General features: G+C 65.9%; 19 protein-coding genes and 7 pseudogenes. 7 read left to right on the top strand and 19 right to left on the bottom strand.

Annotation, left to right across the window (positions count from 1 at the left end; translation table 11 throughout):
* Positions 1 to 4: 4 nt before the first annotated feature.
* The 6 genes and pseudogenes from QP181_RS01555 to QP181_RS01580 all read right to left on the bottom strand — a co-directional run bounded on the left by QP181_RS01555 (position 5) and on the right by QP181_RS01580 (position 5,798).
* Positions 5 to 457 (bottom strand): hypothetical protein, encoded by a 453-nt coding sequence (locus tag QP181_RS01555; RefSeq protein WP_132738881.1) that lies wholly within the window; start codon positions 455 to 457, stop codon positions 5 to 7.
* Entirely contained in the window at positions 454 to 891 is a 438-nt protein-coding gene (dut, locus tag QP181_RS01560; protein ID WP_132897762.1) for a dUTP diphosphatase, read from the bottom strand. The genes QP181_RS01555 and dut overlap by 4 nt, the downstream gene beginning before the upstream one ends.
* Positions 888 to 2,074 (bottom strand): annotated as a pseudogene (gene coaBC / locus QP181_RS01565) (bifunctional phosphopantothenoylcysteine decarboxylase/phosphopantothenate--cysteine ligase CoaBC). Before coaBC ends, dut begins: the two are co-directional and overlap by 4 nt.
* Positions 2,075 to 2,084: 10 nt before the next feature.
* Entirely contained in the window at positions 2,085 to 3,185 is a 1,101-nt protein-coding gene (locus tag QP181_RS01570; RefSeq protein ID WP_333927344.1) for a phosphatidylglycerol lysyltransferase domain-containing protein, read from the bottom strand.
* A gap of 22 nt (positions 3,186 to 3,207) precedes the next feature.
* A pseudogene (gene ubiB / locus QP181_RS01575) lies at positions 3,208 to 4,741 on the bottom strand (2-polyprenylphenol 6-hydroxylase).
* 292 nt (positions 4,742 to 5,033) lie between these two features.
* Entirely contained in the window at positions 5,034 to 5,798 is a 765-nt protein-coding gene (locus tag QP181_RS01580) for a class I SAM-dependent methyltransferase (protein ID WP_056051226.1), read from the bottom strand.
* Positions 5,799 to 5,854: 56 nt separating this feature from the next.
* Here QP181_RS01580 and mutM point away from each other — a divergent pair.
* The 3 genes and pseudogenes from mutM to dnaA all read left to right on the top strand — a co-directional run bounded on the left by mutM (position 5,855) and on the right by dnaA (position 8,983).
* Positions 5,855 to 6,671, top strand: a pseudogene (gene mutM / locus QP181_RS01585) (bifunctional DNA-formamidopyrimidine glycosylase/DNA-(apurinic or apyrimidinic site) lyase).
* Between the two features lie 107 nt (positions 6,672 to 6,778).
* A complete protein-coding gene (rpsT, locus tag QP181_RS01590) occupies positions 6,779 to 7,042 on the top strand; it encodes a 30S ribosomal protein S20 (protein ID WP_031394736.1) in 264 nt (87 codons plus the stop codon).
* A 449-nt stretch (positions 7,043 to 7,491) separates the two neighbouring features.
* Positions 7,492 to 8,983 (top strand): annotated as a pseudogene (gene dnaA, locus QP181_RS01595) (chromosomal replication initiator protein DnaA).
* A gap of 241 nt (positions 8,984 to 9,224) precedes the next feature.
* Here dnaA and trpS read toward each other — a convergent pair.
* The 3 genes from trpS to secB are packed head-to-tail and all read right to left on the bottom strand — an operon-like array spanning position 9,225 to position 12,345.
* Positions 9,225 to 10,232, bottom strand: coding sequence for a tryptophan--tRNA ligase (trpS, locus tag QP181_RS01600; RefSeq protein ID WP_333927345.1), 1,008 nt, complete (start codon positions 10,230 to 10,232; stop codon positions 9,225 to 9,227).
* 9 nt (positions 10,233 to 10,241) lie between these two features.
* A complete protein-coding gene (gene murJ / locus QP181_RS01605; protein ID WP_333927346.1) occupies positions 10,242 to 11,807 on the bottom strand; it encodes a murein biosynthesis integral membrane protein MurJ in 1,566 nt (521 codons plus the stop codon).
* Between the two features lie 25 nt (positions 11,808 to 11,832).
* Entirely contained in the window at positions 11,833 to 12,345 is a 513-nt protein-coding gene (gene secB, locus QP181_RS01610; RefSeq protein ID WP_132738851.1) for a protein-export chaperone SecB, read from the bottom strand.
* A gap of 164 nt (positions 12,346 to 12,509) precedes the next feature.
* On the opposite strand from secB, the gene QP181_RS01615 reads away from it, so the two are divergent.
* The 3 genes from QP181_RS01615 to QP181_RS01625 all read left to right on the top strand — a co-directional run bounded on the left by QP181_RS01615 (position 12,510) and on the right by QP181_RS01625 (position 15,147).
* On the top strand, positions 12,510 to 13,154 hold the full coding sequence (locus QP181_RS01615) for a Tim44/TimA family putative adaptor protein (RefSeq protein WP_332755210.1): 645 nt from the start codon (positions 12,510 to 12,512) through the stop codon (positions 13,152 to 13,154).
* Between the two features lie 43 nt (positions 13,155 to 13,197).
* A complete protein-coding gene (mltA, locus tag QP181_RS01620) occupies positions 13,198 to 14,529 on the top strand; it encodes a murein transglycosylase A (RefSeq protein ID WP_333927347.1) in 1,332 nt (443 codons plus the stop codon).
* Between the two features lie 165 nt (positions 14,530 to 14,694).
* Entirely contained in the window at positions 14,695 to 15,147 is a 453-nt protein-coding gene (locus QP181_RS01625) for a Smr/MutS family protein (protein ID WP_333927348.1), read from the top strand.
* A gap of 199 nt (positions 15,148 to 15,346) precedes the next feature.
* On the opposite strand, the gene dapE is transcribed toward QP181_RS01625, so the two are convergent.
* The 10 genes and pseudogenes from dapE to QP181_RS01675 form a co-directional block, all read right to left on the bottom strand.
* Complete coding sequence (gene dapE, locus QP181_RS01630) at positions 15,347 to 16,462, bottom strand: succinyl-diaminopimelate desuccinylase (RefSeq protein ID WP_333927349.1); 1,116 nt, start codon at positions 16,460 to 16,462, stop codon at positions 15,347 to 15,349.
* 13 nt (positions 16,463 to 16,475) lie between these two features.
* Positions 16,476 to 17,145: pseudogene (locus QP181_RS01635) on the bottom strand (glutathione S-transferase).
* A 68-nt stretch (positions 17,146 to 17,213) separates the two neighbouring features.
* Positions 17,214 to 18,641 (bottom strand): S41 family peptidase, encoded by a 1,428-nt coding sequence (locus tag QP181_RS01640; RefSeq protein WP_333927350.1) that lies wholly within the window; start codon positions 18,639 to 18,641, stop codon positions 17,214 to 17,216.
* 156 nt (positions 18,642 to 18,797) lie between these two features.
* Positions 18,798 to 19,415 (bottom strand): ribosome biogenesis GTP-binding protein YihA/YsxC, encoded by a 618-nt coding sequence (gene yihA, locus QP181_RS01645; RefSeq protein ID WP_132739574.1) that lies wholly within the window; start codon positions 19,413 to 19,415, stop codon positions 18,798 to 18,800.
* 71 nt (positions 19,416 to 19,486) lie between these two features.
* Positions 19,487 to 21,193: a membrane protein insertase YidC gene (yidC, locus tag QP181_RS01650; protein ID WP_333927351.1), complete on the bottom strand. Its 1,707-nt coding sequence runs from the start codon at positions 21,191 to 21,193 to the stop codon at positions 19,487 to 19,489.
* Positions 21,190 to 21,437 (bottom strand): annotated as a pseudogene (gene yidD, locus QP181_RS01655) (membrane protein insertion efficiency factor YidD). The gene yidC and the pseudogene yidD overlap by 4 nt, the downstream one beginning before the upstream one ends.
* 180 nt (positions 21,438 to 21,617) lie before the next feature.
* Positions 21,618 to 21,956 (bottom strand): ribonuclease P protein component, encoded by a 339-nt coding sequence (rnpA, locus tag QP181_RS01660; RefSeq protein WP_435368393.1) that lies wholly within the window; start codon positions 21,954 to 21,956, stop codon positions 21,618 to 21,620.
* Between the two features lie 56 nt (positions 21,957 to 22,012).
* The gene (rpmH, locus tag QP181_RS01665; RefSeq protein WP_031393806.1) at positions 22,013 to 22,147 is read right to left on the bottom strand and encodes a 50S ribosomal protein L34; all 135 of its coding nucleotides are present in this window, start codon (positions 22,145 to 22,147) and stop codon (positions 22,013 to 22,015) included.
* A gap of 87 nt (positions 22,148 to 22,234) precedes the next feature.
* On the bottom strand, positions 22,235 to 22,486 hold the full coding sequence (locus QP181_RS01670) for a hypothetical protein (protein ID WP_333921918.1): 252 nt from the start codon (positions 22,484 to 22,486) through the stop codon (positions 22,235 to 22,237).
* A 388-nt stretch (positions 22,487 to 22,874) separates the two neighbouring features.
* Positions 22,875 to 23,261: a hypothetical protein gene (locus QP181_RS01675; protein WP_333929688.1), complete on the bottom strand. Its 387-nt coding sequence runs from the start codon at positions 23,259 to 23,261 to the stop codon at positions 22,875 to 22,877.
* Between the two features lie 174 nt (positions 23,262 to 23,435).
* On the opposite strand from QP181_RS01675, the pseudogene QP181_RS01680 reads away from it, so the two are divergent.
* Positions 23,436 to 24,849, top strand: a pseudogene (locus tag QP181_RS01680) (YifB family Mg chelatase-like AAA ATPase); the annotation flags it as partial.
* Positions 24,850 to 24,911 lie beyond the last annotated feature (62 nt).

Genomic DNA, 24,911 nt, shown 5'->3' on the forward strand with positions numbered 1-24,911 from the left:
CGGTTCAGCTGCCTGCCCAGGTGAAGGTCATGCTGGTGCGATACCAGGTGTCGGTCTGCGTATCGTCGAGGTCGATCGCGTCGCGCGGCGTACCGACGAGTACGCCGGCAGCATATTGCTCGACCGTCGGGCAATCGATCGCGCGCGGCGTCACGCGGCGAAACCGGCCCTGCGGCGTCGCGAGGACGGCGAGGTCGAGCGTGAGCGTCCAGCCCTGCGCGGTCCGCACCGCCTTCGCACAGCGTCCCGCCATCACCTCGCCGTGGACGTACATCGAGGTGTTCGCCTGGATCGTCGCGGACCGGCGGATCGGAAGAATTGGCAGCCCGCTCCAATCCTGCGGCGGCAGGGGAACGCTGGCGGTCGGCGTGGCGGCAGATGGTGCGGCCGGCGCGACCTGCGTCGCGACGCCTGGCGGGGCGACGGCCTGAAGCAGCAGGAGAAACGCGGCGATCATCGCCCGGTCGATCCGAAGCCGCCTGCGCCGCGGGTGGTGTCGTCGAGCGTATCGACTTCGGCGAGCGTCGCGCGGAGGACGACCGCGGGGACCAGTTGCGCGATGCGGTCGCCGCGTGCGATCTCGAATGGGGCTTGGCCGAGATTGGCGAGGATCACCTTCACTTCGCCGCGATAGTCGCTGTCGATCGTGCCGGGGGTGTTGAGGCAGGTGACGCCGTGCTTCAGCGCAAGGCCGGAGCGGGGGCGGACCTGCACCTCATGGCCTGCGGGAATGGCGATCGCGAAACCTGTCGCGACCGCGGCTCGGTCGCCGGGGGCGAGCGTCAACGCCTCGGCGGCAACGACGTCCATCCCGGCGGCACCCTCGGTCGCATAGGCGGGCAAAGGCAGGCCCTCGCCATGCGGCAGGCGCTTCAGTTCGATACGGATCATGATGCGGCTTCTAGCGCATCGGCGATGCGGTCCGCCAGTCGTGCGGCAACCGCGTCCTTGGGCATGCGCTTCCAGCTCTCGACGCCCGCGGCGGTGACGAGGTGCACGCTGTTGTCGGCGCCGCCCATCACGTCGCCCGAGACGTCGTTGGCGACGATCCAGTCTGCGGTCTTGCGGATACGCTTGGCGACGGCGTGTTCGATGACGCGCTCGGTCTCGGCGGCGAACCCGATCAGCAGGCGAGGGCGGAGGGGCTGCGCGCCAAAGTCGCGAGAATATCGGGATTTTCCGCGAGCGTCAGCGTCGGCGTGGCATCGCCCTTCTTGATCTTCTGCTGGAAGGACTCGACGTGCCAGTCCGCCACGGCAGCCACCATGACCGCGGCATCGGCGGGCAGCGCGCGGTCCACCGCGTGCGCCATCTCGCGCGCGGTCTCGACGTCGATCCGGTCGACGCCGTGTGGAGTCGGCAGCGTCACCGGGCCCGCGACCAGCGTCACGCGTGCGCCGAGCCGTGCCAGCGCTGCGGCGATCGCAAAGCCCTGTTTGCCCGACGAGCGGTTGGCGATGTAGCGCACCGGATCGATCGGCTCGTGAGTCGGTCCGGCGGTGACGAGTACGTGGCGGCCCGCAAGGCGCTTCGGCAGTGCAGGCGAGAGCAAGGCCTCGATCGCGGCGACGATCGCGGGCGGCTTGGGCAGGCGGCCGGGACCGTATTCGCCGCACGCCATCGCGCCTTCGTCGGGCATCATCACCGTGACGCCATCCGCGCGAAGCTGCGCCACGTTGCGGACGGTCGCGGCATGGCCCCACATGCGGACGTTCATTGCCGGCGCGACGAGCACCGGCTTGTCGGTGGCGAGCAGCAGCGTCGTCGCGAGATCGTTCGCGAGGCCCGCGGCCATGCGGGCCATCAGGTCGGCGGTAGCGGGCGCGACGACGATCAGGTCGGCCTGCCGGCTGAGCTGGATATGGCCCATCTCAGCCTCGTCCTTGAGGTCCCACAGCGTCGTGTAGACCTTGTCCTCGCTGAGCGCGGCGAGCGTCATCGGCGTGACGAAATGATGCGCTGCCTCGGTCATCACGCAGCGTACCGCGTGGCCATCGCGTTTGAGCAGGCGGATCAGCTCGGCGGCCTTGTAGGCGGCGATCCCGCCGCCGACGATCAGGAGAATACGCGTCATGGACGGCGTCTTAGCGTATTACGCGGCGGACCGTAATGCGTCGCCCGTCGCTCGCGGCTCGTACCAGATCGCGCAGTCCGTCGGCTGCAAAGACTATCCCCACGAGCGAGGCCGGCGCGATCAGCAAGGCCCAGTAAAATGTGTCGATCCGCCCGAACAGGCCAAGCATCAGGCCATAGCCGGCGAGCAGCGCGGCCATCCGCCCGGCGAGCGGATCGTGCCAGGCGGTCCAGCCGAACGCCGCGATACCGACTATCGGCGCGGCAACCACGAGCGGAAACAGGCTGAGCGCAGAGGCATCGACGATCGCGCGGACGACGAAGCCGACCCCGAGCATGCCGGCCCAGCCCGGCGACGACGGATCCAGCGGATGCACGACGAGCGACACGGCATGCGCGTGGAGCACCAGAACGATCGCGACGATGGCGAGCGATCCGATCCAGGCGGCGGCCTCACGGCGGCTTCCTTCGACGAGCGCGAAGACCGCCATCAACACGAGATACGGCGCGGCGGTCTCGCGGACAAGCGCGGCGGCAAGGCCTAATGCGACCGCTTCGACCCAATAGCCTGGACGACGCAGCGCGAGCGACAGCGCGATCAGCAATCCTGCCCAGATCTCGTGGAACAGCACCAGGCCCGCCTGGAAGAACGCTAGCATTCCGCCGAGCAGCAGGATCATCGCGATGGCGAGCGCCGGCTGGCTCAACGCGGGGCGCAGGCGGCGACACCAGGCGATCAACGTCGCGGTCGCCAGTGCGTACAGCATGGCGACAACCGCGAAGGCGGGCAACGCTGCGGCCACGACCGCGAGGGTCGGTAGGCGCATCGTGACGAACGGCTTCATCGGATAGTTGCCCGCGCGCATCGCATCGGCCGCGACCGCATAATAGGGGCCGCCGTGCCGAACACCGTCGACGATTCCCGCGTAGAGCGCCATGTCCGTGCCGTGATCGGCACCGGTTGCGCGGCGCGCGGTCGGTACCGAAAGGGCAAGCCACGTCGCCAAGATCGCGATGACGAACACCGCCAGCGTCGCGCGTGCACCCGACTGCGACATCGCCGCAAACCGCGACGGTCTCGTCAGCCACAAAGGCGCTACGGGACGGCGCATCATCCGGTCCGGCAGGCGGATATCACCGCAGCAAGAGCCAGGTCGCACCCACGCTGGTCAGCGCGGTTGCGAGCGCCACCGCCATGTAGCGCCAGCCGCCGCCGATCCGGATCACTTCGATCTCGCGCAGCGGCATCGTCGGCGGCGCGCCACCGGGCGCGGGGTAATGCGCCTCGATCCGGCGGACCAGCTCAGGCAGCCGTGTGAGCGTCTGGAAGTCCGCGATCAGCCGGTCGGCGATCATCGCCTCGGGGCCGAGTTCGCCGCGGATCCAGTCGCGGACGAACGGCTCGGCCGCTTCCCACAAATTGATGTCGGGGTTGAGGCTGGTCGCGACGCCCTCGACCATCACCATCGTCTTCTGGAGCAGCAGCAGGTGCGGCTGCGTGACCATGTCGAAATCGCGCGTGATCGAGAACAGGCTGTCGAGCATCATCCCGATCGACATGTCCTTGACCGGCAACCCGCGCATCGGCTCGCCGACCGCCCTCAGCGCGGTCGCGAACTCGGCGACGTCGTGATAGGCGGGGACATAGCCCGCCTCGAAATGGATCTCGGCGACGCGTTTGTAGTTGCCGGTGATCAGGCCGTAGAGGATTTCGGCTAGCCAGACGCGGGCGCGGCGGTCGATCCGGCCCATGATGCCGAAGTCGATCGCGGCGATGCGGTTGCCGGGAAGCGCAAACAGGTTTCCCTGGTGCATGTCGGCGTGGAAGAACCCGTCGGCGATCGCCTGGCGCAGGAATGCGCGAACGAGCGTGTTGGCGAGGCCGGGAAGGTCGTAGCCGGCGGCGACCAGTGCGGGGCGGTCGGACAGCTTGATGCCGTCGATCCACTCGATCGTCATGACCTTATTGGTCGAGCGCGCCCAATCGATCGCGGGGATGACGAAGTCTGGCTCGGCGGTCATGCCCTCCGCGAGTTCGGAGGCCGAGGCGGCCTCGCGGCGGAAGTTCAGTTCGCGCAGCGTCCAGCGCTTGAACGTCTCGATCGTGAGGCGCGGACGCAGGCGCATCGCTTCGGGGCTGAGCGCCTCAAGTTGAGCTGCGGCCCAACTGTACGTGTCGATCGCGCGCGAAATCGTCCTCGACGCCGGGCCGGAGGACTTTCACCGCGACCTGGCGGCCATCCGTCGTAACGGCGCGGTGGACCTGCGCGATCGACGCGGCGCCGACCGGGATCGGTTCGATGCGCGAGAACAGCGTTTCCAGCGGCTTGCCGAAGCTCGCCAGCATCGCCGCCTCGATCGTCGCGTAGGGGACGGGGGAGAGCTGGTCCTGCAACCTGAGCAGATCGTGCGCGGCGTCTTCACCGACGAGATCGGGGCGGGTGGCGAGCGTCTGGCCAAGCTTGATCGCCGCGGGGCCGATCGCCTGGAACGCATCGGCGTACCGCGGGACTGCCGGCACGCGTGCGCCGAACCGTGCGATCCGCGCGAGGCGACGGACGGGGGCGGGCGTGTTGGGGTCACGCTCGATGCCGCGCAGCGCGCCATGGCGGGCTAGGATGCGGCCCCATTTGAGGAGTCGCCAGACGTGGGTGGTTGAGGCGGTCACTGTGGTCGAGCGCCTTGAGAAGGGGTTTGTTCATGCGAAGGCGCGAAGGCGCGAAGAGAAATTGGTTCACGCGGAGACGCGGAGCCGCGGAGAGAAAGAAGAAGTGGTTCGCGCGGAGGCACGGAGGCGCAGAGATGTGGCGCCTCGCCGCGCTTGCGGCTTTTCATAACCAACATAGCGGCAGCAAAGCGCTGACGCGCGAGAAACCTGGCGCCTTCGCGTCCACTTACTCTCCGCGTCTCCGCGTCTCCGCGTGAACCACTCTTCGCGCCTTCGCGCCTTCGCGTGATCACTAGATCTTCCACCCCGAGTGTATCGCGACCAAACCGCCCAGCAGAGGTTCGACCTTCGTCTGCACGAAGCCGGCATCCGCGATCATGCCCTTGAACTTCGGCATGTCGGGGAAGCGGCGGATCGACTCGATCAGGTAGCGGTAGCTGTCGGCGTCCTGTGCGAGCAGCTGGCCGAGCTTCGGCACCATCTTGTGCGAATAGGCATCGTACACCTCGGCGAACCCCGGCCACACGGTGGTCGAGAATTCGAGGCAGTAGAACCGCCCGCCACGCCGCAGCACGCGGTGGGCTTCGCGCAACGCCTTGGGGATATCGGTCACGTTACGGATGCCGAACGCGATCGTGTAGGCGTCGAAGAACTTGTCGGGAAAGGTTAGCGTCTCGGCATTGGCTTCGGTCCAGACTAGGCCGTCGATGCCGCGCTTCTGGGCGCGTTGCATGCCGACTTCGAGCATCTGCGGGTTGATGTCGGCGACTGTGATCGAGGCGCCCGACGGCTCCATGCGGAAGGCAATGTCGCCGGTGCCGCCGGCCATGTCGAGGATCTGCTCGCCCTCGCGCGGTTTCACGCGGCGGACGAAGCGGTCCTTCCATAGCCGGTGCATGCCGCCCGACATCGCATCGTTCATCAGGTCGTATTTCCCTGCGACGTTCGAGAAGACGCCGCCGACGCGGGCGGTCTTCTCGGTGGCGGGGATGTCTTCGTAGCCGAAGGAGACGGTATCGGGCGTGAGTGCGGGCGCGGGCGCGATCAAGTCGTTCATATCCTGCGCTCTAGCCGCGCCTTGTGGCGCGAGCAAACGCAACCTAGCTGCAAACCGTGCCAGAATTACCAGAAGTCGAAACCACCGTGCGCGGGCTGGAGCCCGTGCTGAAGGGCCAGCGCCTGACCTCGGTCGAGCCGCGTCGTGCCGACCTGCGCAAAGCGATCCCGGTCGACCTGCGCCAGCGGATGACCGGGGCAACGGTAACGACGCTCGGGCGGCGCGCAAAATACGGACTGATCGATACCGATCGTGGCGATACGCTCGTCTTCCATCTTGGCATGTCGGGGCGCTGGCGAGTCGATCCGAGTGAACTCCTCGCGCACGATCATCTGCTGATCGGCACCGCGGCAGGGCGGACGGTCGCGCTCAACGATCCGCGGCGATTCGGCTTTCTCGATCTGTGGGCGACCGACGACATCGCGAATTACCCGCCGTTCCTCAGCATGGGGCCGGAGCCGCTCGGCCCCGACCTGACCGCGGCCTATCTGCTGGAGGCGCTCGAAGGGCGGGGGGCGTCGATCAAGGCGATGCTGCTCGACCAGCGAGTCGTCGCGGGGCTTGGGAACATCTATGTGTGCGAGGCGCTGCACATGGCGAAGATCGCGCCGTCACGCGCGGCGGGACGCATCTCGCTGTTTCGACTCGAGCGACTCGTCGAGGCGATCTCGCACGGTGCTGACCGCGGCGATCCTCGCGGGTGGCTCGTCGCTGCGTGATTACGTCCGGCCCGATGGCGAGCTCGGCTATTTCTCCAAGCAGTGGCGCGTCTATGGGCGCGAAGGCGAGCCGTGCGAATGTGGGGCTACCGTGAAGCGGCGGACGGAGGGCGGGCGCTCGACGTTCTGGTGTCCGAAGTGCCAACGCGGTTGAGCCTATCAGTTGACGTGCCAGGACAAAGTGAGTAGGGCCGCGGCTTCGAGAGGGCGTAGGAGCAATCCGGCGCCCCTTTTTATTCATTCGAACATCCAGAGGGCTTCATGGCGAACACGCCGCAGGCGAAAAAGCGTATCCGTCGCAACGACCGTCGCGCGGAAGTGAACGGCAACCGCGTCGGCCGTATCCGTACCTTCATCAAGAAGGTCGAGGCCGCACTGGCTTCGGGCGACAAGGGCGCAGCGACCACCGCACTCGCAGCGGCACAGCCAGAGCTTCAGCGTGGCGTCGCCAAGGGCGTGCTGCACAAGAACACCGCGAGCCGCAAGTTCGCGCGTCTGACCAAGGCCGTGACCGGGCTCGCATAAGCGACCGATCACTGTCGAAAGCGGATCACCCGTCGGGACATTCCCGGCGGGTTTTTTGCGTCTGCGAAGGGAACCAAGTGCGACGGTGCGTAACCCACGGATTCCCCGCGATTCGAGTGGCCCGAAGTCAAGTCATGGAATGATGGAATTCGCAAAAAATACGTAAACACAGCCACTTATAAAAATATCGACGCATTTCCGCGGCTTGATCAAGTCAACCCGCTTTATTTCGAAAATGTGACGCGTCGGGGTCTTGCCCGGATCGCCGATCGCTTCATAACGGGGCTCACAGCGACGGTGGTTTCCACCGCTGCATCAAACACACAGGGCGAAGATGCCGGATGACCCTTGGGGTCGTCGGGGGACCATTTTCTGTCGGGACTATATCACCCGCGCGAGCAATCTCGCGGGGTCGGAGAAGCGTGCGCGTGACGAAGTGGCAAGGATCAATGACGCACGCGACCGAGGCCGAGAAGGCCTGGGCCCGCGTGCGTGCATCCTTGCGCGAGTCGGCGGGGGCGCGACTGTTCGAGCAGTGGCTGAAACCGATCGAACTCGTTCCGGGTGACGATCGCGACACGATCCGCCTCGCGTTGCCGTCGGCGTTCATGACGAACTGGGTCCGCAATCACTATGCCGACCGACTCGTGCTCGAATTCAAGCAGATCCTGCCCCATGTCCGCACCGTCCAGATCGAGACCCGTGCGCCGGGCCGTGCGCCCGTCGTGCTGGCGATCGAACCGGTGCCCGATGCCATTCCGGCCAAGCCCGTCGCCGATCCGGTGCCGGTCGAGGCCAAGCCGGCTCCCAAGCCGGTCGCCGAGCCTGCGCAGGTTTCGATGAAGTTCGGCGTCGATCCTTCGCTGAAGCCTGCACCGGCGCCTATCGTGGTCTCCGCGCCGGTCGGCGTGCCGGCCGAGCGGCCGCCGCTCGACCCGCGCTATACGTTTGCGCGATTCGTCGTCGATCCGTCGAACAAGGTCGCGTTCAACGCGGCCAAGGTGCTCGCCGAGCCGGGCCCGGTCCGGTTCAGCCCGTTGTTCCTCCACAGCGGCACGGGCCAGGGCAAGACCCACCTCATGCACGCGATCGGTCACGCGTTCCTCGAGCATAACCCGCACGCGATCGTGCTGTGCATGTCCGCCGAGCGGTTCATGTACGATTTCGTCGCGTCGATGCGCGCGCGATACGCATGCCTTCAAGCAGCGGCTGCGCGGTGCCGACCTGCTGCTGATCGACGATCTCCAGTTCATCGCCGGCAAGGATGCGACGCAGGAAGAATTCTTCCACACGGTCAACGAGATCATGGCGGCGGGCAAGCGGCTCGTCATCTCTGCCGATCGCTGCCCGCAGGCGCTGGAAGGCGTCGAGGCGCGGATCGTCAGCCGGATGTCTGTCGGCCTTGTTGCGGATATCAAGGCGCCCGACCTGACGCTGCGTCGGACGATCCTCGACCGGAAGCTCGTCGACCTGCCCGACATGCGCGTGCCGACCGACGTGCTCGACCTGCTCGCGGCGCGCATCCATGCGAACATCCGCGAGCTCGAGGGCGCGCTGAACCGGGTCGTGGCGTATGCCCAGCTGACGGGCGACACGATCGACCTAGACTTCGCGGTCGCGACGCTCGGCGAGGTGCTTCGCGGCGCGCAGAAGCGCGTGACGATCGACGAGATCCAGAAGCTGGTGTCGGCGCACTTCGAACTGAAGCCGCTCGACCTGATTTCGGCGCGGCGGGCGCGGGCGGTGGCGCGGCCGCGGCAGATCGCGATGTATCTGGCGAAGCGGCTGACGACGCGGTCGCTGCCGGAGATCGGGCGGAAGTTCGGCGGGCGCGATCATTCTACGGTGATCCATGCGGTGCGGAAGATCGAGGAACTGCGCGATTCGGACCGGGATATCGACGCTGCGGTCCGCGTGCTGATGCGCGAGCTGGAAGGCTAGGCTAGCCTACGCTTTCATGTTCTCCCGCGAAGGGGGAGCCCAGACTGGACCCCCGCCTTCGCGGGGGAACACGCTAGTGCGCGCGATATCGCGGCATGTGGCCGCGTGACTCGGCACACCAAAAACTTCCCCGGCACACCAAAAATCGCCGTCATCCTGACGAAAGTCAGGATCCAGAGTTACGGGCGCTGCGCTTTATGGCTCTGGATCCTGACTTTCGTCAGGATGACGGAATATGGGGTCAGGCCTGCAACCCCATCGCGTCCTGCGTCTGCTTCAGCACTGGTGCGGCCAGCGCGCGCGCCTTCTCCGCGCCTGCCTGCAACACCGCCGTCACCGCGCTGCGATCGTCGAGCATCCGCACCATCTCGTCACGGATCGGCCCGAGTTTCGCCACCGCGAGATCCGCCAGCGCAGGCTTGAACGCGCCGAAGCCCTTGCCGCCGAACTCGCCGAGCACGGTCGCCACGTCGCTATCCGCCAGCGCCGCGTAGATCGTCAGCAGGTTGCGGGCCTCGGCGCGGTCGCCCAGTTCCTCGACGGTCGCCGGCAGCACGTCGGGGTCGGTCTTCGCCTTGCGGAACTTGTCGGCGATTGTGTCGTCGCTATCGATCAGCTTGACCACCGACTGCTCGGACGGGTTCGACTTCGACATCTTCGCCGACGCATCGCGCAAGCTCATGATCCTCGGCGCGGCCTTGCTGATCAGCGGGGCGGGGAGCGTGAACAGGTCCACCTTGTAATCACCGTTAAATTTGGTGGCGATGTCGCGCGCGAGTTCGAGATGCTGCTTCTGGTCCTCGCCGACCGGCACGTGCGTCGCGTTGTAGAGCAAAACGTCGGCCGCCATCAGCACCGGGTAGTCGTACAGCCCGACGCTCGCGCCCTCGCGGTTCTTGCCCGCCTTGTCCTTGAACTGCGTCATGCGATTGAGCCAACCGACGCGCGCGACCGTGTTGAGCAGCCACGCCATCTCGCTGTGCGCGGGCACGCGCGCCTGGTTGAACAGGATCGACTTGGCCGGATCGATCCCCGCCGCGATCATCGTCGCGGCGACCTCGATTGTGTGCGCCGACAATTCCGCCGGCGCGATCCATTCGGTCGGCGCGTGGAGATCGGCGATGAAGAACATCGACTCGCCGCCCTGTGCCGCGACATCGTCCTGCAGCTTCACCCACTGCTTCACCGCCCCCAGGTAATTGCCGAGATGGAGATTACCGGTGGGCTTGATGCCGGAGACGACGCGCATGGAAAAACCTTACTTGGAACGACGCAGAAGCGTGGAGATGTCGCCCAGCCGGAACGCGCCGGTGAGCAATGTCGCGATCGCATAGACCACCCCGCCGGTGGTAACCAGCACCAGCATGGCACCCCAGCGCTGGATGCTGGTGCCGGTCACGAACGGCTGGAACAGGTCGTTGAGGAAAAACATCACGACCCCCATGATCAGCGCGGCGACCAACAGCCGCCACGTCCGCCGACGAAGCCGTGCGTCAGGCGTGAAATGCCCGCGGCGGACGAGCGTGCGGTAGAGCATCGCAACGTTAACCGTGCTCGCGATCGCGGTGGCGAGCGGCGGGCCCATATGCCCGAGCGGCTTGATGAAGGCGAGATTGAGAACGAGGTTCACGACCATCGACATCGTCGCATACCGCACCGGCGTGCGCGTGTCCGACCGCGCATAATAGCCCGGTGTCAGCACTTTCACGAGGATGTACGACGGCAATCCGATCGAGAACGCGGCGAGCGCCTGTGCGGTGAGCACGCTATCGTCGAGTGCGAACTTGCCGTGCTGGAACAGCGCGCCGACGATCGGCACGCCGCACACGATCAGCGCGACCGTTGCGGGGAGAGTCAGGAACAGCGCAAGCTCCATGCCCCGGTTCTGCGTCGCCATCGCCTCCGCATCCTCGCCGCGGCCGAGCTGTCGTGAGATAGTGGGAAGCAGGACGGTGCCGAGACCGATGCCGATCAGGCCCAGCGGGAGCTGGTTCAGCCGGTCGGCGAAATAGATGTACGAGACCGATCCCGCCGGCAGCAAAGCGGCAGCAAGCGCGGTCGAGACGACAAGGTTGATCTGCACGGCGCCGGCTCCCGCGGCGGCGGGCCAGATCAGCGACATGAGCTTCTTCACGTCGGGGTTAAGCTGCGGACGCTTCAGCCGGAGCTTCACGCCCGACGCCCGGCACGCGTAGATCAGCCATCCGAGCTGCAACGCGCCCGATATCGTCACCGCGATCGCCTGGTTGCGCGCGGTCAGCAGTGGCTGGTGCTCGTGGAACAGCAACAGCGCGGCGATCAGCGTCGCGTTAAGCAGGATTGGCGCGGCCGCGTTGATCCAGAATTTGTGCAGCGAATTGAGGATGCCGCCAAGCAGCGAGACAAGGCTGATCAGCGGTAGGTAGGGCAGCATGATCCGCGACAGGTGGACGACATAGTCGAACCGCTCAGCGCTCGCGCCATTGAACCCGAAGGTCAGCAGCCACGTCATCGGCCACGCCGCGAGTTCGAACAGCACCGTCATCAGGATCAGCGTCGGCAGCAGCACCGACAGCGCGTCCTCGGCGAACGCGATCCCGTCGGGCAGCCCGCGGCCATCCTTGTCGCCGACCTTCCGATTGAACATCGGAATAAACGCGGCCGAGAACGCGCCCTCCGCGAACAGCGCGCGGAACATGTTGGGGAGGCGGAACGCGATCAGGAACGCGTCCGACGCGAAGCCGGCGCCGACGAACCGCGCGAACAGCGAGTCGCGCACGAGCCCCAGGACACGGCTGGCGAGCGTCAGCCCGCCGACCGATCCCAGCGCCTTGGTCAGGTTCATCTAATACCGCTCCGCCTCCGTTCGATCAGGCTTGGCCGAAATCGCCGACGTTCGGCTGGATGCCCTGCTGCTCCGACTGCGTCAGGTACAGCTGGCCGAAGTCGATCGGCTCGAGCAGCAGCGGCGGGAAACCACCGTCACGCACCGCATCCGACAACACGCGGCGCGCGAACGGGAACAGCAGGCGCGGAGCCTCGCCCAGCAGGAACGGCTGAACATGCTCGGCCGGGATGTTGCGCAGTCCGAAGAGCCCTGCGTACGAAAGGTCGACGATGAACGCGACCTGCCCGTCGGTCTCCGCGCGGACGTCGATCTTCAGCACGACCTCATGCACCTCGTCGCCGACCTGCGCCGCGCCGATGTTGAACTGCACATCGATCGCCGGCGGGGTCTGGTTCTGGTAGACCGCGGGAGCGTTCGGGTTCTCGAACGACAGATCCTTGACGTACTGCGAGATCAGCCCGGCGGCTGGAATCGTGTCCTCGCCATTCGCGATAGCCTGGTCCGGCATGGTGATGCCGTTGTCCTGATCGTCCATTCGTCATGTCCTTGAAATGCGCAAAGATGGGACCGAAGCGGAATGCTCGTGCGTTCCATTGGGTCGAGGCGGTGCGATTAGCAGTGCCCGAGAGGCGTTTCAACGGGCGCGGGTTTGAATAACCGCAGCTTTGGCCTATGTTAGCCCGAAGATCGGAGGCACGGTTGTTTTACGTAGTACTTCTCGCGATGGTTGCAGGCTTCTTGGCGATGCGACTGTACAGCGTGCTCGGTAAGCGGACAGGGCATGAACAGCCCTTGCCGCGCGCTGCCGAGGATCGGCCTGCGCTCGCCGCGGTTCCGCGAACGGTCGATGCGACGCCTGAGCCGCGTGAGATCGTCAGCCGCAACATCGAGCCGCGCGCCGAGGCAGGCCTGCGTTCGATCGTCGCCGCCGAACCTGGGTTCGACGTCAACCAGTTCCTCGAAGGCGCACAGGCGGCGTACCGCATGGTGCTTGAGGCGTTCTGGAAGGGCGACGAGGAAGAACTTGGCTATCTGGCCGAAGACGATGTCCGGACGGCCTTTGCCGAGGCGATCGCCGCACGGATCGCGGCGGGCGAAGTGCTCGACAACCGTCTTGTCTCGATCGAACGCGCAGTGATTGCCGATGCGAGCGTGTCGGGTCGCGACGCGCGGATCACGGTGCGGTTCGACGCGGATATTGCTGCCGTTACGCGTGATGGCGAGGGCAATGTCCTGGCCGGCTCGCTGACCGACGCGGTAGAGACGCACGATGTCTGGACCTTCGCACGGACACTAAAGAGCAGTGATCCGAACTGGAAGCTTGCCGACACCGACGAGGCGTGACCGTGCGTTTCAGGGGGCGGGGCTAAGCGCACTGGGTCTAGCTTTGGCGCTTAGCGCGTGCGTCGGCGGCGTTGAGCCACCGCGCGCAGGCCCCGCGCCGGTCGATCGCGGCGGTAATTCCGACCGAGAGCCTTCGCGCGAGCCGGTCCGCGTCCACCCGTCGCGCGATACCGGTGCATCGCCTAATATCCGTGGCATTCAGATGCCCGCGCGGATCGTCGGCGCGGTGCCGCTGTTACCGGCTCCCGCCCTTGCACCCGCGGCCCCCGTCAACGCGGCGACCGCCGGCGTCACCGCTGGTCCGGCGATCGCGAGCCTGCCGATCGACGATACGCAAGCGCAGTCCGCGCTCGCGGCTTTCGTCACGAGTTGCCCGTCGCTGGTGCGCCGCAACGATGCGTCGGGACTGACGCGCGGTGCCGATTGGCAGCCGGCCTGTGCGGCGGCGGCGTCCGTCCCCCGCGGTGGCGCGCGGAATTTCTTCACGCAGTGGTTCGAGGCGGTCCAGGTCGGCGACGGCAAGGCGTTCGCGACGGGCTATTACGAGCCCGAGATTGCCGGCTCGCTCGAGCGTCGCGACGGTTATGCGCCGATCTACGGGCGGCCGAACGATCTGATCGATGTCGATCTCGGCGCGTTCTCGACGAGCTTGAAGGGCAAGAAGATCCGCGGTCGTGTCGATCGCAGCAATCTGGTGCCCTATTACGACCGCACCGCGATCGAGCAGGGCGCGATTTCGGGGCGTGCGCCGATCCTCGCCTGGGCGCGCGATCCGGTGGAGTTGTTCTTCCTCCAGATCCAGGGGTCGGGGCGGCTTCGGCTGCCCGATGGCGAGATCCTGCGGATCGGCTACGCGACGCAGAATGGCCGCGATTACACCGGCATCGGTGCGCTGATGAAGTCGCGCGGGCTTCTGCAACCGGGACAGACCTCGATGCAGGGGATCGTCGCTTGGTTGCACGCGCATCCGGCCGAGGGGCAGGCGATCATGCGCGAGAACAAGAGCTTCGTCTTCTTCCGCGAACTCGACGGCGCACCCTTGGGGGCACTCGGCCTGCCAGTGACTGGCCAGGTCAGCGCGGCGGCGGACGTAAAGTTCGTGCCGCTTGGCGCACCGGTGTTCCTGTCGCTCGATCGGCAGGATGCGAGTGGCTTGTGGGTCGCGCAGGATACTGGCGGCGCGATCAAGGGCAGCAACCGCTTTGATACGTTCTGGGGCGCTGGCCCAGCAGCCGAGTCAACCGCGGGCGGCATGGCGGGGCGCGGCACCGCGTTTCTGTTGCTGCCGATCGGTACCGTACAACGTCTCAACAGCCAGCGGTTCAACGGTCTAGCGAATGGGGCGCAAGATGGCGGGTCGACCCCTCAACCCTGACCCCCTCACCCCCGAGGAGGCGCAGCTCTGGGCGCGCGTGATGGCGAGCGTCCGGCCGATGCGCACGGTCGCAATCCGCATTCCAGAGCGCGCCCCGCCGCTACCGCCTCCGCCGAAACCGGTGATCGGACCCAATGGCAAGGTTGTGCCGCCGCCCCCGCGCCGATGGGGCGGGTAAAGCCGCTCGTCCCCACTGTCGTCACGCCGTTCGCTAGCCGACCGGGTGCGAAGCCGGTGGCGGCACCGCGGCCGGTTGCGAAGCCGATCACCGCGAACACGCTCGATGGCGGCTGGGACAAAGGGCTGACGCGCGGCGTGGTCAGTCCTGACAGTTCGATCGACTTGCACGGGCATACGCTGGCGTCGGCGCATGCGATGCTCGACGTCGGGCTGGGCAGGGCCATCGCGCGGGGCGACCGCGTGCTGCTGCTGGTGACCGGCAAGCCACCGCGCCCCGAAAGCGAACGCCCGCACGCGCGTGGCGCGATCCGGTCGGCGGTTGCGGACTGGCTGGCAGGGTCGCGTCACGCGGACTCGATCGCCGCGGTCCGCGGCGCGCATCCCCGACACGGCGGGCAGGGGGCGCTGTACATCGTTCTGCGTCGCGGGCGGGAGTAGGCGTTCTTTCTCGCTACTCGGAACGGGGGGATAGAGAGCGTAAGGGAACGCTGACCTACATGCCCTCGTCATCCCAGCGAAAGCTGGGATATTTCACGATACGCGCGTCGCATGCCAAACGGGGATACCCCAGCTTTCGCTGGGGTGACGGGTTCCTGGGGGCGTTGCGAAGCTAGCGATACGGGTCGCGTTCGCCGATTTACCGCAACGCCCGCGTAATCACGCCTGCATAGATATCCGTCAGCGTCCGCAGATCCTCGACCGCGACCGCTTCGTCAACCTTGTGCATCGTCGCGTTGACCAAGCCGAACTCGACCACCGGGCACAGCTTCGACAAGAACCGCGCGTCGGAGGTGCCACCGGTTGTCGACAGCTCTGGTGTGATGCCGGTTGCATCCGCAATCGCATCCGACAGCAGCGCCGAGAACGCACCCGGCTCGGTCAGGAACGCCTCGCCGGATACCTTGCCCGTCACGATCGTACCCGGCGCATGACGCTCGGCGATCGCGCGGATGCGGTCGATCAGATCCGCGCCACGGTGGCGGTCGTTGAACCGGATGCTCAGCCGCGCCATCGCCTTGGCCGGAATGACGTTGTGCGCTGGGTTGCCGACGGTGATGTCGGTGACCTCGATGTTCGATGGCTGGAACCAGTCGGTGCCCTGGTCGAACACCACGGTCTCAATCTCCGCGAGGATCGCGATCAGCCGCGGGATCGGGTTGTCGGCGAGATGCGGATAGGCGACGTGCCCTTGGCGCCCCGGGACGTCGATCCAGATGTTCACCGAACCGCGCCGCCCGATCTTCACCATGTCGCCGAGCCGTGCGGTCGAGGTGGGCTCGCCGACCAGGCACAGGTCGGGCACGATCCCCCGCGCCGCCATCCGCTCCATCAGCGCAACGGTGCCGTAGGTCGCTGGCCCTTCTTCGTCACCCGTGATGATCAGCGACAGCGTTCCCGCATCGCTGCGGCTGGCGGCGGCCACGAAGGCGGCGACCGCGCCCTTCATGTCGACCGCACCGCGTCCGTACAGCAGTCCGCCGCGGACCTCGCCGGACCAGGGCGATCCGGTCCAGCCCTCACCGGGTGGAACGACGTCGACATGCCCGGCAAACGCCAGATGACGCGGACCTGCGCCACGCGCGGCGAGCAAATTCTCCACCGGGCCGTCAGGCGCGTCACCGACCACGAACCGGTCGACCGCGAAGCCGATCGGCGCGAGCGCCGCCTCCAGCACGTCGAACACGGTTCCCCGCGCGGGCGTTACGCTGTCCGCGCGCAACAGCGCCTGGGTCAGTTGGACGGGGTCGATCATCTTGTCCTCCCGATCAAGCGGGCGTCGCAACCGGCTGTTCGAATTGTTCGAGGACCCATTCCTCTTCCTGCGCGGCGGCGATCCAGTCCTGCATGAAGGGATGTTCGAACATCGCCTGCATATAGCCTGCCGCAAAACGGGCGATCGGCAACTGATAGGTGACGATCCGCGTGACGAGCGGCGCGAACATGATGTCCGCCGCGCCGAACTGGCCGAACAGGAAATCGCCCCCGCCACCGAAGCGCGCGCGCCTGCGCCCATAATTCCATGATCCGCTGCAATTCGATCAGGACGTCATCGTCGGGTTGCTGCGCGGGGAACACCTGGCGCACGTTCATGCTGTGCTTGCGACGCAGCGCGGCAAAGCTCGAATGCATCTCGGCGGCCATCGACCGTGCCATCGCGCGTGCGGCATTGTCCTCTGGCCAGAAGCGCTCGCGCCCGACCTTGTCGGCGAGATAGTCGACGATCGCCAGGCTGTCCCACACCACCGCGTCGCCGTCCCACAGGATCGGCACCTTGCCCGACGACGGCGCGAACTCGTCGCCCGAGCGGCGCTTTTCCCAGTCGGCGTCGTACATCGGCACGACTACCTCCTCGAAGGGAAGACCGGATTGCTTGCAGGCGAGCCAGCCGCGCAGCGACCAGGAGGAATAGGCCTTGTTGCCGATGATGAGTTTCATGCGCGCGGTGCTAGGCTAGGGGGCGGCGAGAGGCAACTCGCTCGCCGCCGCCCTCTTGGCTCCAGCGGTCAGAACAGGCCGGGAACCTCACGCTGCGCGGTGCCGGGCCGATCCGGCATCAGCAGGTCGCGCCGTGGCTCCGACGTGCGCAACGACCGTGCGCTCGCGTCGCCGGTGATCGGCGTGCAACTGCGCCCGGCCAGGAAGTTCAGCGCCTGACGCGTCGACGATTCAAGCGGATCGCCGAGTTGATAGCCGATATCGTCCGAGGCCTGACAGGACGCCTCGACCTTGGTGGCGAGCCCATCATAGTAATCACCGGTGCGCGCGGCATTCTGCGTCGCCAGTGCCACCACGCGGAGGCGATCGTCGCACGCTTCCTTGTCGAGCGCGATCTGTCCGACCGGCTTGCCATAGGTGTTGGTGCCGATCAGCCCCGCGTTGGTGTGCAGATACGGCGTGAACGCGTTGATCACGAGCTCGCTCGCCGACGCCGTTCCGCCGGTGCCGATGAACGCGATCCGCGTTGGCGCGATCGATTCGGGCTGCGGTGCGAAGAACCGAGTCGTGTTGTTCGAGGCCTTTTCGGTACGGAACGTGACGTAATCGAAGACCTCCGATGTCGATCGCGCACCGCCGAGCAGATCGCCCAGATACTCCGCCGTCTCGATCAGGCCGCCGCCGTTGTAGCGCAGATCGATGATGACCTTGGTCACGCCCTTCGCGCGGAAATCGGCAAACGCCGTCTTCAGCGCGGGTTCCGCGGTTTTGATGAACGTCCGAAGATTGATGTAGCCGACGCTCTGTCCGCCATCCTGGATGACCTTCGCACCATAGCGAGTCGACACCGGCAACAGCGAGAAGTCCGCCTTGGCGACGGTGACGGTACGCGTACCCGCGGCGTCGTTGATCTGGAGGACCCGCGAGGTTCCAACGGTATCGGGGCCAAGCGCGGCGGTTAGTCCGGCGGTACCCTCCGCGGCGACGATCGCACTGACGGTGCGCAGAGTGGCAGCCGTCGTCCCGATCGCCAAAATCTCCGTCCCGCGATCGATCCCGGCGGCAAGCGCGGGCGCGCCCTCGAACGATTCCGCCGAGAACAGGCGTTGGCCGGTTTGATCCAATGCGAGTCGGAATCCAAACCCGGCGCTGGACCCGGCGTTATAATAGGCGGTCTCTTCCTTGATCGACGTCAGATAGGTGAAATACCGATCCTTGCGCTGCGCTCGCGCGGTGGCGGTCAGCGCGTCGATATAGTCGTCGACCGTCGTGTACGCCGCCGGGCTTAGGCTGGCGGGCAGCGTATCGGGGAACAGATACCATTCGCGAAGCTGTGCCGCGGCCCAGTCCTGGCGTTCGCGGAGCGAACAGCCCGCGGTACTCGTAGGCGTTGGCGAAGGCGTGCTGCCGCCCGTCGAGATCGAACCGTTATCGCTGCCGCCACAGCCCGACAGCATTGCCGTCATCGCCAACAGCCCCACCAATGTCCTACGCATACCCACGGTCCCCTTTGACGAGAGGCTACGAAGTTTGACGGACCGTGTCAGGCGGAAATATCAGATTGATCGAAAGTCGGTTCTTTCTCGGTGCGCCGGTCATGCCGACCTTCGATCCTCCCGCTCGCGGAGGAGGATCGATGAGGACCGAATCGCTTAGCTGACCGCTTCGACGACCGCCGCACGCAGTTCGGGAATGCCCATGCCGTATTCGCTCGACGTGACGAGGATGTCGGGATGCGCGGCGGGACGCTTGCGCGCCTCGATCGCGGTGCGCTCGGTGACCTCGACGAGCTCGGACGCCTTGATCTTGTCCGCCTTGGTCAGGACCATGCGGTAGCTGACCGCGGCCTTGTCGAGCATCTCGAGGATCTCGCGGTCGACGTCCTTGATTCCGTGGCGCGAGTCGATCAGCACGAGCGCACGCTTGAGAACATCACGCCCGCGCAGGAAGTCGTTGATCAGGAAACGCCATTTCTTGACGACGTCCTTGGGAGCCTTGGCGAACCCGTAGCCCGGCATGTCGACGAGACGGAACGCGAGCGGGGCGCCGACGTCGAAGAAATTCAGCTCCTGCGTACGGCCCGGGGTGTTCGACGTGCGTGCCATCGAATTGCGCCCGGTGAGCGCGTTCAACAGCGACGACTTGCCGACGTTCGAGCGGCCGGCGAACGCCACCTCCGGCACCAACGCATCGGGCAGGAATTCGAGCGTCGGCGCGGATTTCAGGAAGCCGACATGCCCCGCGAACAGCTTTCGCGCGTGCTCGAGCATCTCGGGCGTGAACGGCGCGTCGGTCTGCTCGAGGTCGGGACCTAGATCCGAGCCGGGGTTAGGAACGTCGTTCACTTGGTCACCGGCACTTTCAGGCCCGGATGGCGGGCGTACAACAGCTTCTGCTGGATGATGGTCAGGCAGTTCGACGTGATCCAGTACACCTGGAGGCCGACCGCGAATGGCGCCATCACGAACATCAGCACCCATGGCAGCAGCTTGAAGACCTGCTTCTGCGTGTCGTCCATCGGCGTCGGGTTCAGCTTGAACTGGAAGTACATGCTGATGCCGAGGATGATCGGCACGACGCCGATCGCGATCATGTGCGGCGGCGTGAACGGCAGCAGGCCGAACAAGTTGAGCGGCGTCAGCGGATCGGGCGCCGACAGATCCTTGATCCACGCGACGAATGGCTGGTGACGCATCTCGATCGTCAGCATCAGCACCTTGTACAGCGCGTACATGATCGGGATCTGCAACAGCGTCGGCGCGCAACCGGCGAGCGGATTGACGCCCTCGGTCTTGTACAGCGCCATCACTTCCTGCTGCATGCGGACCTTGTCGTCCTTATACTTCTCCTGCAGCAGCTTCATCTTCGGCTGCACGGCGCGCATCGCGGCCATCGACTTGAACTGGCGCTGTGCGATCGGGAACAGCAGGCCGCGGATCGTCACGGTGAGCAGGATGATCGCGACACCGAAATTGCCGATCATCCGGAACAGCCAGTCGAGATAGTAGAAGATCGGCTTCTCGACGATCCGGAACCAGCCCCAGTCGATCGCGTAATCGAGCTTCGCCACGCCCTGCTGATCGGTGTAGCGATCGAGCAGGCGGACTTCTTTCGCGCCCGCGAAGAAGCGCGAGGTCTGCGTGATCGCCTGGCCGGGCGCGACCTGCTTGGGCTGGAGCGCGTAGTCGGCCTGGTACGCCTTGTTGGCGCCGGCGCGGAACTGGCCATCGAACGCCTGGCCCTGGTCGGGGATGATCGCGGTCAGCCAGTATTTGTCGGTAAAGCCGAGCCAGCCACCGGTCGTCGTGAACTTCTGCGCAGCCTCGTCGATGTCCTTGTAGTTGGGACGGTAATGCGCGCCGCCATTGTCGACCGACATCGGCCCGACATGGATCGTCATCGACGACGGATCCTTCGAGATGCCGACGCGATTGACGAGGCCGTAGGTGGCGACGGGGACGGGCGCGGTGCCCGCGTTCAGGACGGTTTGGCGGACCGTGAACATGTAATCCTGGTCGACCGCGATCTGGATACGGAAACGCTGGCCGGTGGCGTTGGTCGCGTCGAGCGTGACCGGCGTGGTCGGCGTCAGCGTGGTCGCGCCCGAGGGCGTCCAGACGGCGTCGGCAGCAGGCGGGGTCAGGCCCTGCGCGCGCCAGCCGAAGCTTGCGAAATACGCGTCGGGCGCGCCGGCGGGCGAGAGCAGACGGATCGGCGGCGAGTTCTTCGCGACGGTCTCGTCATAGCCCTTGAGCACGAGATCATCGATCCGCGCGCCCTTGAGGTTGATCGAGCCAGACACGCGCGGCGTCTCGATGCGGATACGCGGGGTGCTGGCGATCACGGCGTTACGATCGCCGATCGCGGCGGCACCGTCCGCAGCCGGATCGGCGGCGGGGTTGGCGATCGCTTTGGTCTTGCCACCCTCGATCTTCGTGACCGGCGGATTCGCGGTCGGGAAGAACTTGCCCTGGATCAGCGGCCATCCGAACAGGATCAGCGCCGCGATCACCGCGAACAGCACGAAATTCTGCTTGTCGTCTTTCACAGGGCGGCGTCTTTCAATTTTTTAGGCTTCAGCTCTGGGACCGGATCGGGGCCGTACCCGCCCCACGGATGGCACCGCGCAATACGCTTCGCCGCCACCCAGCCCCCTTGAGCGCGCCATAGCGCCCAACCGCCTCTATTGCATAGGCTGAACAGGAAGGATCGTAGCGGCAACTCGACGGCAGGACGAGCGAGGGGCCGAGTTGCCACGCGCGGGCGATAAGGATGAAGAGGCGGGCTAGCATGTCAAAACCGACGTTCGCCGACACCACAATATTGTTTCCCCGCGAAGGCGGGGACCCAGACTGGGCTCCCGCCCTCGCGGGAGAACAAGGGCCAAGAGGACCGCTTCGAGTGAGGCATTTCCACCCCGGCGAAGGCCGGGGCCCAGCTGGGGGACGTCGCTAACGAATGGCGGCGCTGAATCACGGCCGCTTTCCCACCTGGGCCCCGGCCTTCGCCGGGGTGGTGGCTTGCGCCGATGCGGTATCAGTGGCCTGTGGCGTGACCTTGCGGAACGCCTTGCCCAACTCGGTCCGCAGCAAAGCGAAATCGCGCTCGACACCGCCATTCCGCCCGATCAAAACATGATCGGCCCCGGCAACACCGCGTTCCGCCAACAGCTCGCGCGCCAGCGCCCGCAACCGCCGTTTCATGCGGTTCCGGACGACGGCGTTGCCGATCTTCTTGGTGACGGTGAAGCCGATTCGCATCGTCGCGTCACCGTCATCGCGGGGGCGCATGAGCAGGACGAATCCCGGCATCGGTGCGCGCTTCCCCGCATTCGCCGCGAGAAAATCGCGGCGTTTGTCGAGAATAGTTAGGCCGACAGCTTCTTGCGACCGCGGGCGCGGCGTGCGTGGATCACTGCCCGGCCGCCGACCGTCGCCATCCGTGCGCGGAAGCCGTGACGGCGTGCGCGTACCAGGTTGCTCGGCTGAAAGGTCCGCTTCATTGGTCATTCCCTAGGTCATCAAATAGAAAACGGCCGCCACAGGGACGGCCTTGATGGCTGGGCGCTTACGGAAAGGGCGGCAGTAAGTCAATTCGCACCGGCCTTGGCAGCAGCGCTTTTCGACGCCTTCGCTCGCTCGTGGCGCCGCATCGCGCTCTGTCGCCGCATCATCCGGTCGACGAAATGCCCGGTCCGCGGCCAGCGCCGCTTAAGCCGCGCCCATTTCAACCGCGCCCAGCGCGAATTGCGCAGGACCAGAACCATCCCGCCCGCAAACAGGAAGATGCCCGCCGGTCCCGGCAACGGCGCAAGGAGCGGCGCTGCGACGATCAACAGCATCCCGAGCACCAACTGGCCGAAGCGGAGGACGGGGAGCGGACTGCTTTCACGGAAGGCATGTGGGTCCGGTGTATTAGGATGGCAAGACGGCGCGGATCGACGGCGTTGGGCCGCGCGTCCTTGCAGACATGGCAAATCGGGTATGAATAAGGCGTGACGTCGTGTCGCGGGGGAGCGGGCATGGCGGCGATCGTGGCGACGGTGGCGTATCTGGGACTCGAGGCGCGTGCGGTCGAGGTGCAAGTCCAACTGATTCCAGGACTTCCTGCGTTCAAAATCATCGAACTGCGGGACATTGGAAAATCTGCGCACGAAAACAATGGCTTAGCGCGTCGCGGTGGATTGCCGACTGTGCGTCAAACGTCGCGGAATGTCCGAGATGGGCAGGTTAGCGGACGTTGCGGCGTGCGAAAATGTAGGACGGCGCGTTGCTTCGATCCATCACCTCAATGCTGGACGGATCGCGCTCCCGATCAAGTCGCAGCTTGAGCGGATATGCACTTCGATCGATATCGAGCCGGTTGCTGGCGACACTTACAAGGGCTTTTGGCAGGACGTAAGCGCCGCCCTTATCCTGTTCGACAACATAGGAGACAGCTTCGTTCCCGCCCCGCAATTCACCACCTTGCAGGGTCAAAACGCCACAGCAGGGATTGTAATAAGTCCCATCTGCACTGGTCGCAGGTAATCGTGGTTCGTCAGTCGAGAGAATGATGATCCACGCAGCTACGATTCCAAGCACCAGCGCGATCGATACCCATTTGCGCGTTGCCATAGGCCCTCATACCAGATGTGGGGATGTCCGCCATTGGGCGTTTTCAGACATAGGCAGTCCGAAGAGAAACCCGCGCTTCCTTAACATAACCATCCGTTTTCGGCTATGCTGGTGAGGGGCGGAAATCGATAAAAATGGCTGAAAAGCGTCTTGCACTGTGCGTCAACTACGAACGTCGTCGGCCTTGCGGACAAGGCGGTCGGCGAAAGCCGCGAACGCGTGCGTGGTGCGATCGCGGGCATGGGGCTGTCGCTGCCGCCGAAACGCATCGCGGTGAACCTGTCGCCCGCCGATCTGCCGAAAGAAGGATCGCATTTCGATCTACCCATCGCGCTCGCGTTGCTGGCTGCGATGGGGGTGGTCGATGCCGAGGCGCTGGCAGATTACGTGATCGTCGGCGAACTCGGTCTCGACGCAAGGATCACAGCGTCGCCGGGCGTGCTGCTGGCCGCGCTGCATGCCTCGGAAGTGGGGAAGGGGCTCGTGTGCCCCGCAGCCCAGGGTTCGGAGGCGGCTTGGGCTGGAGAGATCGAAGTGATCGCCGCGCCCGACCTGCTGTCGCTGCTAAATCACTTCAAAGGCCACGGTCTGCTCAGCCCACCCAAGCCCGGCATCGCCGACCAGGCCGACCACGGCCCGGACTTGCGGCAGGTCAAAGGGCAGGAGACGGCCAAGCGTGCGCTGGAGATCGCCGCTGCGGGATCACATAATTTATTGATGGTAGGCCCGCCCGGTTCCGGAAAGTCCCTGATGGCCTCCTGCCTTCCCGGTATCCTACCACCGCTCGACCCTACCGAGGCGCTCGAAGTGTCGATGGTCCAGTCGGTTGCGGGCACGCTCTCCGGCGGTCGCCTGACCCGCACGCGCCCTTTCCGCGCGCCCCATCACTCCGCATCGATGGCGGCGCTCACCGGCGGTGGTCTGAAGGTGAAGCCGGGCGAGGTCAGCCTCGCGCATCTCGGCGTGCTGTTCCTGGACGAACTTCCGGAGTTCCAGCGCGCCGTCCTCGATCTCGCTTCGACAGCCGCTGGAGACCGGCACGGTCAGCGTTGCGCGCGCCAACGCACACGTAACCTTCCCGGCCCGCGTGCAACTGATCGCCGCAATGAACCCGTGTCGGTGCGGGCACCTTGGCGATGCGAGCCTGGCCTGCGCGAGAGCCCCGAAATGCGCCGCAGACTATCAGGCGAAGGTCTCGGGGCCGCTACTCGATCGGATCGACCTCCACATCGACGTCCAGGCGGTCAGTGCCGCAGACCTGATCCTACCGCCACCAACCGAAGGCTCGGCAGAGGTTTCCGTCCGCGTCGCTGCCGCCCGCGCGATCCAGTCCGACCGCTACCGCGATCACCCGGTGCGCACGAATGCCGAGGCGGATGGGGCATTGCTCGATGCGGTCGCCACGCCCGACGAAGCCGGCCGGAAACTGCTCGCCCAAGCGGCCGAGGCGATGCGCCTGACCGCGCGCGGCTACACCCGCATCCTCCGCGTCGGTCGCACGATCGCCGATCTCGCCGGCAGCGACACCGTCGGCCGCATCCACATCGCCGAAGCGCTCAGCTATCGTCGCCAACCGCCGAGAAACTGAACCGATACGTTTTCCGATCAAGACAGCTTGCGGCAAACGAAAGCTTCGTCTAGCCAACCCGC

Origin of the sequence: Sphingomonas sp. LR55 (assembly GCF_036856015.1) — a bacterium.
Lineage (GTDB): Bacteria > Pseudomonadota > Alphaproteobacteria > Sphingomonadales > Sphingomonadaceae > Sphingomonas.